Origin of the sequence: Corynebacterium sp. (genome assembly GCF_030532325.1) — a bacterium.
Classification (GTDB): domain Bacteria; phylum Actinomycetota; class Actinomycetes; order Mycobacteriales; family Mycobacteriaceae; genus Corynebacterium.
In genome coordinates, this window is the sequence record NZ_JAUNLS010000006.1 from 105,521 (window position 1) to 121,404 (window position 15,884).

At 66.3% G+C, this 15,884-nt stretch carries 16 protein-coding genes; 9 read left to right on the forward strand and 7 right to left on the reverse strand.

The window, feature by feature from the left end:
• The first annotated feature begins 55 nt into the window (after nucleotides 1-55).
• The 5 genes from Q4E25_RS05215 to Q4E25_RS05235 all read left to right on the forward strand — a co-directional run bounded on the left by Q4E25_RS05215 (nucleotide 56) and on the right by Q4E25_RS05235 (nucleotide 4,880).
• Nucleotides 56-1,423: an amino acid permease gene (locus tag Q4E25_RS05215; protein ID WP_303154788.1), complete on the forward strand. Its 1,368-nt coding sequence runs from the start codon at nucleotides 56-58 to the stop codon at nucleotides 1,421-1,423.
• Between the two features lie 48 nt (nucleotides 1,424-1,471).
• Nucleotides 1,472-2,449, forward strand: coding sequence for a 2,3,4,5-tetrahydropyridine-2,6-dicarboxylate N-succinyltransferase (gene dapD / locus Q4E25_RS05220; RefSeq protein WP_303154790.1), 978 nt, complete (start codon nucleotides 1,472-1,474; stop codon nucleotides 2,447-2,449).
• A gap of 81 nt (nucleotides 2,450-2,530) precedes the next feature.
• Nucleotides 2,531-3,937 (forward strand): amino acid permease, encoded by a 1,407-nt coding sequence (locus Q4E25_RS05225; RefSeq protein ID WP_303154791.1) that lies wholly within the window; start codon nucleotides 2,531-2,533, stop codon nucleotides 3,935-3,937.
• Nucleotides 3,938-4,177: 240 nt separating this feature from the next.
• Nucleotides 4,178-4,378 (forward strand): helix-turn-helix transcriptional regulator, encoded by a 201-nt coding sequence (locus Q4E25_RS05230; protein ID WP_303154831.1) that lies wholly within the window; start codon nucleotides 4,178-4,180, stop codon nucleotides 4,376-4,378.
• Nucleotides 4,371-4,880, forward strand: coding sequence for a transcriptional regulator (locus Q4E25_RS05235; RefSeq protein ID WP_303154793.1), 510 nt, complete (start codon nucleotides 4,371-4,373; stop codon nucleotides 4,878-4,880). Before Q4E25_RS05230 ends, Q4E25_RS05235 begins: the two co-directional genes overlap by 8 nt.
• 8 nt (nucleotides 4,881-4,888) lie before the next feature.
• Here Q4E25_RS05235 and Q4E25_RS05240 read toward each other — a convergent pair whose 3' ends face one another.
• The 7 genes from Q4E25_RS05240 to typA form a co-directional block, all read right to left on the reverse strand.
• On the reverse strand, nucleotides 4,889-5,671 hold the full coding sequence (locus Q4E25_RS05240; RefSeq protein WP_303154796.1) for a pseudouridine synthase: 783 nt from the start codon (nucleotides 5,669-5,671) through the stop codon (nucleotides 4,889-4,891).
• Nucleotides 5,672-5,728: 57 nt separating this feature from the next.
• Nucleotides 5,729-6,877: a succinyldiaminopimelate transaminase gene (dapC, locus tag Q4E25_RS05245; protein WP_303154797.1), complete on the reverse strand. Its 1,149-nt coding sequence runs from the start codon at nucleotides 6,875-6,877 to the stop codon at nucleotides 5,729-5,731.
• A gap of 72 nt (nucleotides 6,878-6,949) precedes the next feature.
• Nucleotides 6,950-7,273, reverse strand: a complete 324-nt coding sequence (gene fdxA, locus Q4E25_RS05250; protein WP_303154799.1) for a ferredoxin — start codon at nucleotides 7,271-7,273, stop codon at nucleotides 6,950-6,952.
• 45 nt (nucleotides 7,274-7,318) lie between these two features.
• Complete coding sequence (locus tag Q4E25_RS05255; RefSeq protein WP_303154800.1) at nucleotides 7,319-7,708, reverse strand: hypothetical protein; 390 nt, start codon at nucleotides 7,706-7,708, stop codon at nucleotides 7,319-7,321.
• Nucleotides 7,709-8,608: a PIG-L family deacetylase gene (locus Q4E25_RS05260; protein ID WP_303154802.1), complete on the reverse strand. Its 900-nt coding sequence runs from the start codon at nucleotides 8,606-8,608 to the stop codon at nucleotides 7,709-7,711.
• 2 nt (nucleotides 8,609-8,610) lie between these two features.
• Nucleotides 8,611-10,227, reverse strand: a complete 1,617-nt coding sequence (locus Q4E25_RS05265) for an ABC transporter family substrate-binding protein (protein ID WP_303154804.1) — start codon at nucleotides 10,225-10,227, stop codon at nucleotides 8,611-8,613.
• A complete protein-coding gene (gene typA, locus Q4E25_RS05270) occupies nucleotides 10,228-12,138 on the reverse strand; it encodes a translational GTPase TypA (RefSeq protein ID WP_303154807.1) in 1,911 nt (636 codons plus the stop codon).
• Between the two features lie 299 nt (nucleotides 12,139-12,437).
• Here typA and Q4E25_RS05275 point away from each other — a divergent pair, with 299 nt between their 5' ends.
• Genes Q4E25_RS05275 through Q4E25_RS05290 form a run of 4 tightly spaced genes read left to right on the forward strand, consistent with a single transcriptional unit; the run spans nucleotide 12,438 to nucleotide 15,766 of the window.
• A complete protein-coding gene (locus Q4E25_RS05275) occupies nucleotides 12,438-13,130 on the forward strand; it encodes a hypothetical protein (RefSeq protein ID WP_303154809.1) in 693 nt (230 codons plus the stop codon).
• Nucleotides 13,131-13,655 carry a DUF402 domain-containing protein gene (locus Q4E25_RS05280; protein ID WP_303154812.1) on the forward strand — a complete coding sequence of 175 codons (525 nt, stop codon included), beginning with the start codon at nucleotides 13,131-13,133 and terminating at the stop codon, nucleotides 13,653-13,655.
• 16 nt (nucleotides 13,656-13,671) lie between these two features.
• Nucleotides 13,672-14,592 carry a DUF808 domain-containing protein gene (locus tag Q4E25_RS05285; RefSeq protein WP_303154815.1) on the forward strand — a complete coding sequence of 307 codons (921 nt, stop codon included), beginning with the start codon at nucleotides 13,672-13,674 and terminating at the stop codon, nucleotides 14,590-14,592.
• Nucleotides 14,593-14,611: 19 nt separating this feature from the next.
• Nucleotides 14,612-15,766 (forward strand): hypothetical protein, encoded by a 1,155-nt coding sequence (locus tag Q4E25_RS05290; protein ID WP_303154816.1) that lies wholly within the window; start codon nucleotides 14,612-14,614, stop codon nucleotides 15,764-15,766.
• Nucleotides 15,767-15,884: the final 118 nt, after the last annotated feature.

Genomic DNA, 15,884 nt, shown 5'->3' on the forward strand with positions numbered 1-15,884 from the left:
GCATTGTGTAAAGTAACGTGCATTCTATCGACGACAATCACATAAGGCAGGAAACATGGCAGAAGCCACACAGAAACTCAAGACCAGGCACCTCACGATGATGGGCCTCGGCTCTGCTGTCGGCGCGGGACTGTTCCTCGGTGTTGGTCTGGGCATCCAGATCTCCGGCACCTCGGTGCTCATCTCCTACGCCATCGCCGGCGCGCTGGTGGCCGTCATCATGTGGATGCTCGGTGAGATGGCCGCCGCCCGCCCCTCACTGGGTTCCTTCTCCACCTACGCCGGCGACGCCTTCGGCGACTGGGCCCGCTTCACCATGGGCTGGATGTACTGGTTCATGCTGGTGATGGTCATGGGCGCGGAAATCACCGGCGCAGCTGCCATCATTTCCTCCTGGTTCGGCATCGCCCCGTGGATCCCGGCGCTTATCGCCGTGGCCTTCTTTGCGGTGGTCAACTTCTCCGCGGTGCGCGGCTTCGGCGAGTTCGAGTTCTGGTTCGCCATCATCAAGGTCGCCGTCATCGTGGCCTTCATCGGCGTGGGCGTGCTCATGCTCTTCGGCGTGCTGCCGGGCATGGACCTTAACCGGGCCGGCACCAACTTCACGGAGAACTTCATGCCCAACGGCATCTCCGGCTTCGCGGCCGGCCTGCTGGCCGTGGCCTTCGCCTTCGGCGGCATCGAGCTGGTGACCATCGCCGCTGCCGAGTCCGAGGATCCGGCACACAACGTAGCAACCGCCGTGCGCGCGGTGATCGTGCGCATCATGGTCTTTTACATCGGCGCCATCCTGGTCATCACCATGGCCCTGCCGTTTAGCTCCATCAAGGACGCCGACGTGGCCGCCGAGTCACCCTTCACCCTGGTGCTCGACGCCGCCCAGATCCCGGGCGCGGCCGGCTTCATGGAGGCCATCATCGCCCTGGCCCTGCTCTCCGCCTTCAACGCGCAGATCTACGCCACCTCGCGCCTGGTACACGACATGGCCAAGGACGGCTCCGCCCCGGCCATCTTCCTCAAGAAGAACGCGCAGGGCTCCCCGGTCAACGCCGTGACACTGTCCATGGTTTTCGCCTTCATCTCCGTGGGCCTACAGTTCTGGAACCCGCCGGGGCTTTTGGCCTTCCTCTTCAACGCGGTGGGCGGCTGCCTGCTGGTGATCTGGATCTTCGTGGTGGCCTCCTACATCAAGCTTCACCCCATTATGGAGGCACGCGGTGAGCTGACCACCATCCGCGTGGTGGGCTACCCCGTGGTCGGCTGGGCCACCCTGGGCGTTATCGGTGTGCTGCTGGTTCTTATGCTTTTCGACGCCTCCGCGCGCAGCCAGGTCATCGCCGTGCTCATCCTGGCGGCCGCGCTCATTGTGATCTCGCGCCTTCTTCCCTCCCGCGGTGCCACACGGAACAAGGCCGAACTGTAAGCTCTAGGTTTGTCACGATTCACGCTTCGATACAAGGTTTCTAGGTTCATGACTTCTGCTTCCGCACGCGGCCTCGCCACCATTACTCACGACGGCACCGTGCTCGATGTTTGGTTCCCCGCAGTCAAGGTCGGCGCCGATGCGCCCGTCTCCGAGTCCGGCACCGTCCGCCTGGAGGAGACTCCCCAGCAGTTCGCCTCGCTGGTCGGTCCGGATGAGGAGCGCGGCGTGGCTCGCGTGGCGGTGGAGACCTCCATCAAGGATCTTGACGACGCCCCGCAGGACACCTACGACGCCTACCTGCGCCTGCACCTGCTCTCCCACCGCGCGGTCAAGCCGCACGGCCTGAACATGGACGGCATCTTCCGCCTGCTGGCCAACGTGGTGTGGACCAACTACGGCCCCTGCGCGGTCTCCGACTTCCAGATGGTGCGCGGGCGCCTGGCCTCCCACGGCCCGGTGGTGGTTTACTCCGTGGACAAGTTCCCGCGCATGGTGGACTACGTGGTCCCCTCCGGCGTGCGCATCGGTGATGCCGACCGCGTTCGCCTGGGCGCCCACCTGGCTGAGGGCACCACGGTGATGCACGAGGGCTTCGTCAACTTCAACGCCGGCACCCTGGGCGCCTCCATGGTCGAGGGCCGCATCTCCGCCGGCGTGGTGGTCGGTGACGGCTCCGACGTCGGCGGCGGCGCCTCCATCATGGGTACCCTCTCCGGCGGCGGCAAGGAGGTCATCTCCATCGGTGAGCGCTGCCTGCTGGGCGCGAACTCCGGCGTGGGTATTTCGCTTGGCGATGACGCCGTGGTCGAAGCCGGCCTCTACGTCACCGCCGGCACCAAGATCGCGGTCTTCGGCAAGGTGGCCGAGGCCCTCGGCGTCGAGGAGGGAGCCACCGTCAAGGGCTCCGAGCTCTCCGGCGCCTCCGGCCTGTTGCTGCGGCGCAACTCCGTCAGCGGCGCCGTGGAGGCCGTGGAGTGGAAGGCCGAGGCCGTGGCCCTCAACGAGGACCTGCACAAGAACTAGCGCGGCTGTGCACACACGATAAGTGGTTGGGGAAGCTACCCCAACCACTTTCGCCGTTTTGGCCGGTTATACACTAGTTTTGTGACTCAACCATCGAATTCAACTCTCGGCAGCGGCCTCAAAGTCCGCCACCTGACCATGATGGGCTTGGGCTCCACCATCGGGGCCGGGCTCTTCCTGGGCACGGGTGTGGGCATCGCCGCCGCCGGCCCCGCCGTGCTGCTGGCCTACCTGGTGGCGGGCTTTTTGGCCATCCTCGTCATGCAGATGCTCGGCGAGATGGGCACCGTCATCCCCGCCTCCGGTTCCTTCTCCGAGTACGCGGAGCACGGCATCGGCCGTTGGGCGGGCTTTACCCAGGGCTGGATTTACTGGCTGGCCACCGTGGCCGTGCTCGGCGCGGAGATCACCGGCGCCGCTGGCTTCATCGGTTCTTGGTTCAACTGCCCGCCGTGGATTCCCGCGGCGGTGTGCGTGGCGGTCTTCGGCGCCATCAACCTGCTGCGCGTGCGGCTCTTTGGCGAGTTCGAGTATTGGTTCGCCTTCATCAAGGTGGCTGTCATCGTGGCCTTCCTCATCATCGGTGTGCTGCTCATCTTTGGGCTGCTGCCCGGCCACCCCTTCGTGGGCACGGAGATCTTCTTAGGCGATGGCTTCATGCCCAACGGCCTGGGCGGCGTGGCCGCGGGCCTGCTCGCCGTGGCCTTTGCCTTCGGTGGCATCGAGGTCGTGGCCATCGCCGCCGCCGAGTCCGAGGACCCACAGAAGTCCCTGGTCAACGCCGTGCGCACCACGATCACCCGCATCTCGGTGTTCTATCTGGGCTCGGTGCTGGTCATCACCTTCCTGCTGCCCTATTCCTCCCTTGGGCAGGCCAACTCGGCGGCGGAGTCCCCGTTTACCATGGTGCTCGACCGCGCCGGCATCCCCGGCGCTGCGGGCTTCATGGAGGTGGTCATCGTGCTCGCGCTGCTCTCCGCCTTCAACGCGCAGATCTACGCCTCCTCGCGCATGATGCACTCCCTGGCCGCGCGCCACGAGGCCCCGCGCATTTTTGCCCAGACCAACGCCCGCGGCGTGCCCTTCAACGCCATTGCTCTCTCGGTGGCGCTGTCCGTGGTCATGGTGGTGCTCAACTACGCGGACACCGGCTGGCTGCTCAGCTTCATGCTCAACGCCGCGGGCGCCTCGCTGCTCATCGTGTGGGTCTTCATCGCGGTCTCGCAGCTGCGCCTGCGCCGCCGCTTGGAGGCCATCCACCCGCTGCCGATTCGCATGTGGGCCTTCCCCTACCTCACGTGGTTCGCACTAGCCCTCTTTGCGGCCATCGCTGTGCTCATGCTTACCGACGCCTCCGCCCGCGTCCAGCTCTTCTCCGCCGCCGCCATGTTCGCCGTGCTGGCTGTGGCTGGCGTCATCAACGCTAAGGCGCGCGGCATCTCCCCGACCTCCACGCTGCCGCTTCCCCGCACCGGCGCACATCCCTAACACAGCAGAGCCCTAACGCAGCACATCCCTCAAGCCCGCGCCACCAGCACCCGCCTGCAGAGCCCTGCGCCTTCCTGCGCTCGGCAGGCGGGTTTTCTGCTGTGCGCACGAGACACATCATTGACATGGTGCCAAGTTTCTTTTACATTGTGACATGTAAGCATTGCAGAACAGCACGAGAGGTTGACATTATGTCTTATAGGATTGGACTGAGAGCCCGTGGGTGAGCAGCACACCACGATGGTCCGCAAATGGCGCCGCTGGAAGGAGCTCACCCAGGGCGAGCTCGCTGAGAAGGTCGGCGTCTCCCGCCAAACAATCGCTAACATCGAAAAAGGAAACTACTCCCCCTCCGTCTACCTGGCACTGGCTATCTGCCGCGAGTTGGGCAAGACCGTAGAGGAAGTCTTCGGAGAGGAAGCAGGAGAAAACAATGGCTAACTCCACTGGAACACATTCCATCAGCGGCTTGGCCGCCGACTACACATTGAAGGAAATCGATCGCTTCTCCCGTGACGAGTTTGAGCACGAGGTCCTGCTCAAGACCTACGCCATCGGGTACGTGACCGCCATGTTCACCGTCTACTGCGCCAGCGCAGTCCTCGCCTGGGCCCTACCCGGCGCACTGACCTTCTGGGCGCTGGCCCCGCTGGTGGCGCTGGCCATCGCGGAGGGATTCTCCTCCCGCTGGATGCGCAAGCACATCCCTGCCCCGGCCCGGCTGCGTTCCTGGAGCGGCATCCTCCTCATGCTCATCCCCGCCGTCGCGCTCTTCGCGGGCATGTTCTACCGCTCCCGCGAGGCCGTGGACAGTGACTTCGCCTCGGGCGGGGCGGTGGGCGCTATCATCGGCGCGGCCGCCGTGGTCATCCTTGCCCCGCTGGTGGCGCGCTGGCGCCACGACCGTGACGAGAAGCGCCTCAACCGCGGGTTGGAGGACTAGCCTCCTCATCAGGGCCATGCGAGGGAGAACGCACGGGGTTCACCGCTGAGGGGATCGGTGAACTCGATGCGCTCGTGCACCAGCTGCAGCGGGCGCGAAAAATCGTAGAGGTCCAGGCCCCGGTCCGCCGGGTAGGTGTCATCGCCCAGAATCGGATGACCTAAGTGGTTGAGCACCACACGCAGCTGATGGGTGTGCCCGGTGCGCGGCTGCAGCTCCACCTCCCTGCCGTGGGCGCACACATACGTCTCAGTGGATGTTGCCTGGGTGGGCGTGCCCTTCTCACACACAAGCACCTGTCTGGAACCCCGCGGCTTATACATGGCGAGCTCGACGGTGCCCTCGAAGAAGAAGGGCTCGGCCACCCGCGCGCGGTAGTGCTTGCGCAGGCCGCGGTCCTGAAAGAGCCGCTGATACTTCCCGCGGGTGGCCGGGTTGCGCGAGCACACCACCACCCCGGCGGTGAGCCTGTCCAGGCGGTGCAGCGGGACGATGCCCTCCTCGCCATAATCCACACGCAGGCGGGTCTGCAGAGTCTCGCGCACAATCCGCCCATTGGAGGTGGTGGGCAGAAAGTGCGGCTTGTCCACCACGATGAGCTCGCTGTCCTCGTAGAGTACCGTGTACTCAAAAGGAATGGGCTGCTCCGGCGGAACCTCCGGATAAAACCAGGCCAGGGTTGGCCGCGCCAGCCGGGTGCCCGGAATGAGCCTCTCCCCCGGCGCAAAAGGCGAGTCGCCCGCCTGCCCGGCCCAGTAGTCGGTGCCGTATGGAACCACGTCGCGCAGCATGGTCTTGCGCGCGCTAATACCCTCGCGGGCCGGCGGGCGAAAGCTCGACGCCGCTCCCTAGTTTTCAGTGCCTGAGTTTTTGGTGCCTGAGTTCCCAGCAGATGGGCGCTCGGCGGCGAGGCGCTCGACGGCAGCGTCCACGCGCTCGTCGCTGCCGTTGAGCCCCACGCGCACGTACGTCTGGCCGGAGGGGCCGTAGAAATCGCCGGGGGCTACCAGGATGCCGCGCTCGGCCAGCCAGTCCACGGTGGTGCGGCAATCCTCACCGCGGGTGGCCCACAGGTACATGCCCGCCTCGGAATGCTCGATGCTAAAACCGGCCTCCACCAGCGCGCGCACCAGCTTGGCGCGCCGCGCGGCGTAGCGGCCCACCTGGAGGGCCTCCGAGGGGTCGTCGCCAAGAGCTTCCACCATGGCCGCCTGGATGGGGCCGGGGACGATGAGCCCGGCGTGCTTACGCAGCTCCAGCAGCTCAGCAATGAGCTTCTCATCGCCCGCGAAGAAGGCCGCGCGGTAGGAGGCCATGTTGTGGGACTTCGACAGCGAATGCATGGCAATCAGGCCGGTGTTATCGCCGTCGGTCACCCGCGGATCCAGGATGGAGACAGGGCGCTTATCATCCTCCCAGGCCAGCGAGAGGTAGCACTCGTCCGAGGCCACGATGGCGTCATTCTCCCGGGCCCAGGCCACCACGGCACGCAGCTCCTCGACGCCGAGCACCTTGCCCGTGGGATTCGACGGGGAGTTCACAAACGCCAGAGTCGCGCCGCCGAACTGAGCGGGATCATCCTCGCGCACCGGGGTGGCCCCAGCCATGAGCGCGCCGACCTCGTAGGTGGGGTACGCCACCGAGGGGATCACCACGGTCTCCCCGCGCACGCCCAGCAGCGTGGGCAGCCAGGCGATGGACTCCTTAAGCCCGATGACCGGCAGCACGCCGATCGACGCCTCATCCACCCCCACCTTGCGGCCCATGTAGGAGCGGATGGCCTCCTGCAACTGCGGGGTGCCCGCCGTGGAGGGGTAGCCGGGCTCGGCAGCCACCGTGCTCATGGCCAGCTGCACGCCGGGGGCCACCGGGTCCATGGGGTTACCCACGGAGAGATCCACAATGCCGCCCGGGTGGGCCTGCGCCTTCTTCTTGGCGCCCTCCAGGGAGTTCCACGGGAAGTCCGGAAGTAAATGTCCAAGCGGTTGGCGTGCCATAGGAGTGCTCCTTTGTCAGGGATATGAGAGAAAAAGCCCGGCCCTGCGGGAAGCAAGGTCCGGGCGATAATTCTAGTCTTGGTTCTGCGGCGGAAGTGCAGCAATCATCGGTGCGTCGAAGTCCTGGGGGCCCAGGGCGGCGGCTCCACCGGGTGAGCCAAGGTCATCGAAGAAGGCGGCGTTGGCATCGTTGTAATCCAGCCACTCATCTGGGACGTCGTCCTCGTAGAAGATAGCCTCCACCGGGCAGGCCGGCTCGCAGGCACCACAGTCAACGCACTCGTCGGGGTGGATGTACAGGGAACGCTTGCCCTCGTAAATGCAATCGACCGGGCACTCTTCAACGCAGGAACGGTCCATTACATCCACGCACGGCTGCGCGATTGTGTAAGTCATAGGGTCTCCTGTTTTCACGGTTTGTTGATGCTTAACAGTATGTCACTACTGCTTTAAAAATGGCGAAACGCTACCCACGATGCCCGCGATGAGCAAGAGCAGCGCCAGCACGTTATTGGCCAGCAGCTGACTGTGCGTGGCCGCGCCTGCCAGCGCAAACACACAGAAGCCCACCAGCCACACCACGCCGGGGATGGCGGCGATGTAGGTTTTCTCACTCCACAGGCGCGCTGTGCGCGTGAGCACAGAGTTAAACCACCATGCCACCACGATGGTGATGGGGAAAGGAATGGCCGCCCCACCACACCACGGCAGGTAGGCGGTCAGGTACACCACCTCGAGAATGAGGGAGAAAACCGCGCCGAAGCTCAGCCACACCAGGCCGACGATCTTCTCCCCGCGGCTGGTGTCCGTGCGGATGACTGGCTCGCTCACTTAGAGCCCTCCTAGCAAGCTGGCGGCGGGGCTGCCCTGCCCCAGCTGGTAGTGCTCCGCCGGCAGTAGCGGCATGAGCAGGCGGTTAGACAGTGCGTAGGCACCAGGCGCACGGGAGGGATCAGCCAGCGCGGCCACGGCGGACTCCGGGTTGGTGCGGGTGACGCGGCCGTCGGCAAGCCAGATCTGGGTGGCGTGGGCGGCCATCGCCTCGCGCTTGGCGGCCCACGCGGCGGGCGTGAGCTGGTAGACCACGTCCGCGCCCTCGTTGGTGAAGTTATCCAAGTAAGCCTTATCGGGCTTGCTCCAGCCGGCCGGGGCGCCCAGGGTCTCCAGGGCAGCGTAGTGCGCGGCGCGCTCGAAGACGGCCCACCAGATCCGGGTGGACTTCTCAGCCGCCTGATGCACCGCCTGGTGCACCGCGATGTGATCGGGGTGGCCGTAGCCGCCGTCGGGCCCGTAGGTGAGGATGGCGTGCGGGCGCAGCCGCAGGAAGTGCTCCTGCAACAGCGCGGCCGCCTCATCCACCCGGTTGACCAGGGCACGCGGGTTGGCATGATCCGGCGAGCCGGCCATGCCGGAATCACGAAAGTGTCCGAAGCCGCCCAACTGGATGCCGCGCGCACCCAAGGTGCGCAGCGCGCAGTCAAGCTCGCGGGCGCGGAACCCGCCGAGTTGGTCGGCCTCGGCCAGGCCCTGGTAGGTCTCGCCGATGATCTCGCCGCCCTCGCCCAGCGTCGCGGTGATGACAGTGACCTCGGCGCCGCGGGCTGCTAGATCGGCGATAGCGCCACCGGTAAACAGGGCCTCGTCGTCGGGATGCGCGTGGACGCACACCACTCGGTATCCGCTTAAGTCACGCGGCGTGCTCGCATCCGGCGCAGTCAATTCCTCTGCCACTTCTACTCCTCATCAATCTTCCACATCGGCGCGCTAACCAGCCCGGAATCCCAGTCCTCAATGCGCTGGCCCGGCCCCACGATGCCCTGGCCCAGGGCGTGGATGCGGGTCTCATCCAACACCGGCACGTAGAGCACCTCCTCGCGGTTGAGCGCGTCGAGGCCGTGCAGTGCTTCTTCCACCGGGGTCTGCCCGGAGAGTATCTTATCGCGGGTGGCCGCGGCATCCTCCGGGCAGAAGCCGGAGACGTCGCCCGCGTAGCGCGAGCTGCTGGCGCACACGTAGTGATTGGCAATGCTAATCGCGTCCACCGTGGTGTCCTCCCAGGTCACCACCGCGTCGATCTCACCGTGCGGCAGCAGATCGCTGGTGATCGTGGTCAGCCGCTCGGTGACCAATTCGGCGTCAATAGCCTGGGCGCGCAGCACGTCCACGATGGCATTCGCCGCCGCCAGCGCGGTGGGGTTGGTGGGATCCACCCCGATGCGCAGCGGCTTGGCGCCGGCGCGCTCGCGCAAGGGTGCCAGGCCCGCCTCGCCGGCGACGGGGTTATCCCCCGGGCGCAGCTCGGAGGCTCGGCCGGTGGCCAGGCGGGCAATCTGCGCGGTGTCGATAAGCGAGGCCAAGCCGCGGCGCTGCTCCCGCTCCGGCAGCGCGCCCTCGTAGGTGGATAGGTGCAGGCGCAGCTGGCGCGGCCTCGTCACCGTGCCGGCGTTGACGTTGCTGAGCAACCCGAGGTACTCCAGTGAGGTCTGCTCGGGCGTGAAATCCACAAAGCCCACCTGCCGCGAGCGCAGCATGTTCACCGCCTGGTTGGTATCGCGGATGCCCCGCAGCTGGACGACGTCAATGAGCGCCGGGTCCTGCCCCCAGAAACGGTCGTTGCGGTTGAGCGTGATGACGTTGCGCCCGCGATCCACGCTGCGCACCAGGTAGCGCCCCGCCGAGGCCGGAATCCCGTCCGCCAGCGCGCTGGTAAAAGGCACATCCTGCAACAGGTGCGAGGGCACGAGGTGGGCGAAGAGCTGGTGCCAATCGGCCACCCGGCGGGAGAAGTCCACCGTCACCACGCGCCCGTTACCGGTGGTACGCACCGAGGAGATCGCGTTATAGCCCGCGGGGTCGTTGACCCCCGGGGTGGTGGTCATCTTGTCCCACAGGTAGAAGAAGTCCGAGCCGCTGATCGGCGTGCCATCGGACCACTGCGCCGGGGAGGCAATGGTGTAGCGCACGCGCATAGCCACGGAGGAGGGAGCCTCGACCTCCTCGGCGGATTCCAGGACGTCGGTGTCCATCTCCTCGCCGTGGAAGGCCGAAGGCAGCACGAGCTCCGCGATCTGGCTGACCAGCTCGGAGTTGTTGGCCACCAGGTGCGGGTTGAGTCCCCCGCGCAGCGGATCCACGCCCACGGAGACGGTGCTGCGCTTGGTGGCGGGCTCCTCCACCTCCTCCTGCGGGGCGCGCTTGGTGCTCGTCGCGCTTGACGATGCCTCCGTGCTCTGCATCTGCTTCGCCTCCACCACCGGCGGCGGGCCCGGGTTGGCCTGGCACGCGCCGAGCGTGACCACGCCAACTAAGCACGAGGCAGCCACGAGGGCTGCGCGCCAGGACGAGACCACTTACTTGTTGAGCTGCTTCGCGCGGGAGGCGGCGCGCTTGCGGTCGACAGCAGAAAGCTCCACCTTGCGCACGCGCAGGACGTTCGGGCCGACCTCGACGCACTCGTCGTTGCCGCAGAACTCCAGGGCCTCGTCCAGGGAGAGGGTGCGGGCCTTGGCCAGGGTGACGGTGGCGTCGGCGGTAGCCGAGCGCATGTTGGTCAGCTTCTTTTCCTTGGTGATGTTGATGTCGATGTCCTCGTCACGGTTGTTGGCGCCGACGACCATGCCCTCGTAGGCCTCCATGCCCGGCTCGACAAAGAAGTCACCGCGGTCCGCCAGCTGCTGCAGCGCGTAGGCGGTGATCTGGCCGGCACGGTCCGCCACCAGGGAGCCGGTGGGGCGGGCCTTGATCTCGCCGGCCCACACGTCGAGGCCGTCGGAGATGGAGTTGGCGATGCCCGTACCGCGGGTCTCGGTAAGGAACTGGGTGCGGAAGCCGATGAGGCCGCGGGCCGGGATGCGGAAGACCATGCGCACCCAGTCACCCTCGCGCACGTCCATGGACTGCATCTGGCCCTTGCGGGTGGCCAGCAACTGGGTGACGGCACCCTGGAACTCGGAGGGGACGTCGACGGTGAGCATCTCGTAGGGTTCCATGGTCTTGCCGTCGATGACCTGGGTAACCACCTGCGGCTTGCCCACGGTCAGCTCGAAGCCCTCGCGGCGCATGTTCTCGATGAGCACGGACAGCGCCATCTCGCCGCGGCCCTGCACCTCCCAGGCGTCGGGGCGCTCGGTGGGCAGCACCTTGATGGAGACGTTGCCGATGAGCTCCTGCTCCAGGCGGGCCTTGACCATGCGGGCGGTGAGCTTGTCGCCACCGCCCTGGCCGGCCATGGGCGAGGTGTTGACACCGATGGTCATGGAGATGGCGGGTTCGTCGACCTTGATGCGCGGCAGCGGCTGCGGGTTGTCTACGTCAGCGATGGTGTCACCGATCATGATGTCGGAGATACCGGAAATGGCCACGATGTCACCGGCAACCGCCTCGGTATCCGGCTGGCGCTCGAAGCCGACGGTGCGCAGCAGCTCGGCCACCTTGACGTTCTTGACGTGCATCTCGCCGTCCTCGTCGTAGTGCATCCAGGCCACCTGCTGGCCCTTCTTGATGGTGCCGGAGTAGATGCGCAGCAGCGCGATGCGCCCCAGGAAGTCGGAGGAGTCCAGGTTGGTCACGTGGGCCTGCAGCGGGCCGTCGATGTTCGCGGAGGGCTCCGGCAGTACTTCGTAGATGACGTCGAAGAGCGCCTGCAGATCCTCGGCGTTGGGCACATTGCCGTTGCCCGGGTTCTCGGTGGAGGCCTTGCCCTCGCGGCCGGAGGTGTAGAGCACCGGCAGATCCAGCAGCTCCTCGGCGGCGGCTGCCGCCTCCGGGTCCTCCAGTCCGGCGGCGATCTCCAGCAGGAGGTCCTGGGACTCGGCTACGACCTCGTCGATGCGCGCATCGGGGCGGTCGGTCTTGTTCACACAGATGATAACCGGCAGCTTTGCCTCGAGGGCCTTAGTGAGCACGAAGCGGGTCTGCGGGAGCGGGCCCTCGGAGGCGTCGACAAGCAGCACCACGCCGTCGACCATGGAGATGCCGCGCTCGACCTCGCCGCCGAAGTCGGCGTGGCCAGGAGTGTCGATGACGTTAATAATGAGATCCGCGCCTTCCTTGCCCAGGCCCTTGCGGTGGATAGCGGTGTTCTTGGCCAGAATGGTGATGCCGCGCTCGCGCTCCTGATCATTGGAGTCCATGACGCGATCGCTGTGCTCGCCGTGGTCACCGAATGCGCCGGACTGCTCCAGCATGCCGTTGACGAGGGTGGTCTTACCGTGGTCAACGTGTGCGACGATGGCGACGTTGCGGAACTCGGTGTTAGTCACTAGTGGGGTGCTCCTTAAAGGAATTTATGTCGGCGCGGCCTGCAGCCGCCGTGATGAACGGCCACTAAATATACCCGCACGCCTGTATCGATGCAGCATCGGATAGGTGTGATACGCGATGTTCCGGGTAATTTTTGGCGGTTTGTAACGTTTTGTTATCTTCGGCCGACTGTCTTAGTAAGCAGATGTGGGGTTGACTACCCAGGAAAAGTGAATATTGTTTCAAAAGTTACTATTGTGACACATGTGACGCGGAGCCCTACCGCGACTCTGTCCCCCACCCCAAGGAAGTGAGCCACTTGCGCGCAAGCACCGGAATCACCGCGGCCCTCACCGCCGCCGTGCTCGGATTGGCGGCGGTCACCCCGGCACAGGCCGACGCCCCCGATCTCTCCTCGCTTCAGTCCTCACTGCAATCCTCGAACCCCCTCGACGAGCTCGGCCGCCCCAACGCCGAGACCGAGGCCAAAATTCGGGACTTTGCTAACCAGCCGTGGATGCCGCAGGACCTGCGCTCCGCCATCCTCTCCGGGCTGGCCTTCAGCCTAGGCCAAGGCGGCGAGCCGGGCGTGGCCCTGCCAGAGGGGGATCAGCCCCCGTTCCGCCAGTTCTACTGGCCCACCGTCTCCGCACGCTGCATCGGCGGCCAGGGTGACGCCCTCGGCTCTGCCATCGCCGTGCCCGGCCCCGCGCAGATCCCCGCCCCAGGCGCCGGCGAAGGCGAGACCGTCTTCCTCTTCACCGCCCTGGGCACCCCGCCGGCCGCCGAGCACCAGGACGCCATGAAGGTGCAGTGGTTCAACCTCAACACCTTCCAGCACGGCGAGACCCCGCTGGTTAACAACGGCATCAACCCCGACGGCCCCACCACCGTCTCCGGCCGCGCGCAGACCGGCAAGGGCACCGTTGTGGCCGTGCTCTCCGGCACCGTCAACACCGCGGAATCCGCCTGCACCTTCCCGCTGACCGCCGCCTTTGTGGAGGTGCCCTAAATGCACCCGGTGAAGGAAGAAACCTTTGACGTCCCCGCGGCCATCAACATCGACCCCAAGGGCTTCCGCCGCGAGGTAGACACCTACCGCGTCACGGACTTCGGCCTCTACATGGCCCGCGGCGCCAACCACCCGCGCTTTGGCTACCTCGAGTCCTGGCTGCTGCCCTCCCTGGGCCTGCGCGCCAGCATCTTCCACTTCCGCGAGGGCGTCGAGGCGCACCAGGACTTCTACTTCGACGTTGCGGACATCGCCGTCGAGGGCGAGGTGTGGACCACCCGGGACCTCTACGTCGATCTGGTGGCCACCAAGGGCGAGCCCATCGAGGTGCTCGACATCGACGAGCTCGCCGCCGCCACCTCCTCCCGCCTCATCACCGCCGAGGAAGCCGAGCGCGCCATGGAGCGCACCCTGACCGCGGTGGAGGGAATCACCCGCGCCGGAGATGACGCCATGGCCTGGCTGAGCTCACGCGGCATCGAGCTCACGTGGGCTGATAAAGTCGAGCTCGTTCCAGCCGAATAACCCCGAAGGATTCTCCATGGCCGGTGGCCTACTTGCCCTGCTTGACGACGTCGCCCTCATCGCCCGAGCCGCAGCATCCAGCGTGGATGACGTAGCCGCACTCGCGGGCAAAACCTCCGTGAAAGCCGCCGGCGTGGTGGTCGATGACGCCGCGGTGACCCCGCAGTACGTCTCCGGTGTCACCCCAGCGCGCGAGCTGCCGATGATCTGGCGCATCACCAAGGGCTCGCTGTTTAACAAGCTGATCATCATCCTGCCGGTGGCCATGGTGCTCTCGTGGATCGCGCCGTGGGCGCTGACCCCGATTCTCATGCTGGGAGGCGCCTACCTGTGTTTCGAGGGCGCGGAGAAGATCTACCATAAACTTTCCCACCCGGATTCCGCGGACGAGCAGGCCGCCGCCTCCGTCGAGGAGAAGGACGCCTCCGCTGAGGACAAGCTGGTCAAGTCCGCCATCACCACCGACCTCATCCTGTCCGCGGAGATCATGGTTATCTCCCTCAACGAGGTGCTGGACCAGTCCTTTTGGATGCGCCTGGCCACGCTGGTCGTGGTGGCCATCATCATCACGCTGGGTGTTTACGGCGCAGTCGGGCTCCTAGTGAAGATGGACGACATCGGCCTGCGCATGCTCGAGCGCCACGACGGCACGTCCTTCGTGGGCAACGCCCTGGTCAAGGGCATGCCGAAGGTGCTCAACGCCATCGGTGTCATCGGCACCGCCGCGATGCTCTGGGTGGGCGGCCACATCATCATCAAGGGCATCCACGAGTTCGGCGTGGCCCAGCCACACGGCTGGATTGAGCAGATGACCTCCGCCATTTCCAACGGGGCGCTGGCCTGGACGGCTGATACGGTGGCCTCGATGATCTTTGGCCTGCTGTGCGGCGCGATCATCCTGGCGGTGGTCGCCGGGGTGAAGTCCCTGCGCCACTGACGTTGAGGGAGGTGTTTTGGTGCAACGCTACCCACTGGCCACCCAGCATATGGGAGTCGAATACGTCACGGTGTTGGACCACGTGGTGCTTTCCACTCTGCTGCGGCTGCCGGGGCTGCGCGAGGAGCCGCTGAGCTTCGACGTCACTGTAGAGCCGCACGGCGAGGGCTGGCGGCTGCGCAGCGACTGGGGGTTCATTGGCTATCTCGACGCCGAGGAGTCCGCCGAGTTTCCGGAGCTGGCCCGCCTGCGCGGCTCCGGCGTGCAGCCGGTGACGTTGGCCACCGTGGAGATGCTTCCCGAAGGCTCCCTCGACGTCGCCGTCCTTCTTGGTCTCGGCCCATGGATGGTGGCACACAATGACATGCCGGAGGAAAGCGTCCTGCTTCGTGGCGGGGTCGGTGCGCCGGTTGATCTCGCCAGCGGCGAGCTCACCCAGGCCCAGGTAGAGGCGATGGGCACCGAACAGCTTTTTGTCAGCCTGCATCTTCTCGACGACGCCATCATCGCCACCGCCGACCTCGCCCTCGGGCAGGTGCGGGTGCCTGAGGGCATCGCCCCGCAGCTTTCCGCCCTGCTGTCCCAGGCCGCGTCCCGTGGGGCGAGCGTCGTCGCGCGCGCCTATGCGGCGGACGGCCGGGTGGCGGTAGACCTGCCAACGTTTGAGGATCCCGCAGTCTTCACCGAGCCCGTTCCGCGCCTGAGCGTGCCGGCCCCCGCCCCGGCGATCCCGCCCGTCGAGGTGCCCTCCGAGACCTGGGAGACGGGACTTGCCGGCGACGTCGTGGCCGCCCCCGCCCCGAGTGGTACGCGCAGCATCGCCTCCCCCGCCGCGCGCTTCGTGGACTACCCTGCACCCACCGGCTCCGCACCCACCGGCTCCGCTCCCGCAACTGCCACATCCAGCGTCCCGGCGCCTTCACACATGGCGGACTCCCCGGCGCCCGCCGAGACCCAGGCCGTCACCAGCTCTGCGCCCGCTGAGTCTGAAGCAGGAGCCTCCTCGACGAGCGAGCTAGCACGCCTCGTGGTTCCCAGCCAGGAACAACTCACATGGCGCCAGCTCCCCACGGCACAGGCACCGGGCAGCTTCTCCTCGGAGTCCGCGCGGGTCCGCGCTCGCCGCAGCGAACGCGACGCCGCCCGCCGGCGCGGCGGTCACCACCGCAAGTAGGCGCCGCACTGCGTGACTTCTTGGGCAGCTCTGCCTCCGATCGGCCGTGCCCATTTCCTACCTGGGCACGACGTCTAGGGGAACCGGGTCTCCGGTTCCCCTGCTGGGTGCGTGGTGG

Excerpts from the sequence above, each read along its gene's own strand:
- Q4E25_RS05235 (WP_303154793.1), top strand. The coding sequence starts at position 4,371 with ATGGCTAACTCCACTGGAACACATTCCATCAGCGGCTTGGCCGCCGAC.
- dapD (WP_303154790.1), top strand. The coding sequence starts at position 1,472 with ATGACTTCTGCTTCCGCACGCGGCCTCGCCACCATTACTCACGACGGC.
- Q4E25_RS05285 (WP_303154815.1), top strand. The coding sequence starts at position 13,672 with ATGGCCGGTGGCCTACTTGCCCTGCTTGACGACGTCGCCCTCATCGCC.
- Q4E25_RS05215 (WP_303154788.1), top strand. The coding sequence starts at position 56 with ATGGCAGAAGCCACACAGAAACTCAAGACCAGGCACCTCACGATGATG.
- dapC (WP_303154797.1), bottom strand. The coding sequence starts at position 6,877 with ATGGCACGCCAACCGCTTGGACATTTACTTCCGGACTTCCCGTGGAAC.
- Q4E25_RS05240 (WP_303154796.1), bottom strand. The coding sequence starts at position 5,671 with ATGCTGCGCGACGTGGTTCCATACGGCACCGACTACTGGGCCGGGCAG.
- fdxA (WP_303154799.1), bottom strand. The coding sequence starts at position 7,273 with ATGACTTACACAATCGCGCAGCCGTGCGTGGATGTAATGGACCGTTCC.
- Q4E25_RS05280 (WP_303154812.1), top strand. The coding sequence starts at position 13,131 with ATGCACCCGGTGAAGGAAGAAACCTTTGACGTCCCCGCGGCCATCAAC.
- Q4E25_RS05230 (WP_303154831.1), top strand. The coding sequence starts at position 4,178 with ATGGTCCGCAAATGGCGCCGCTGGAAGGAGCTCACCCAGGGCGAGCTC.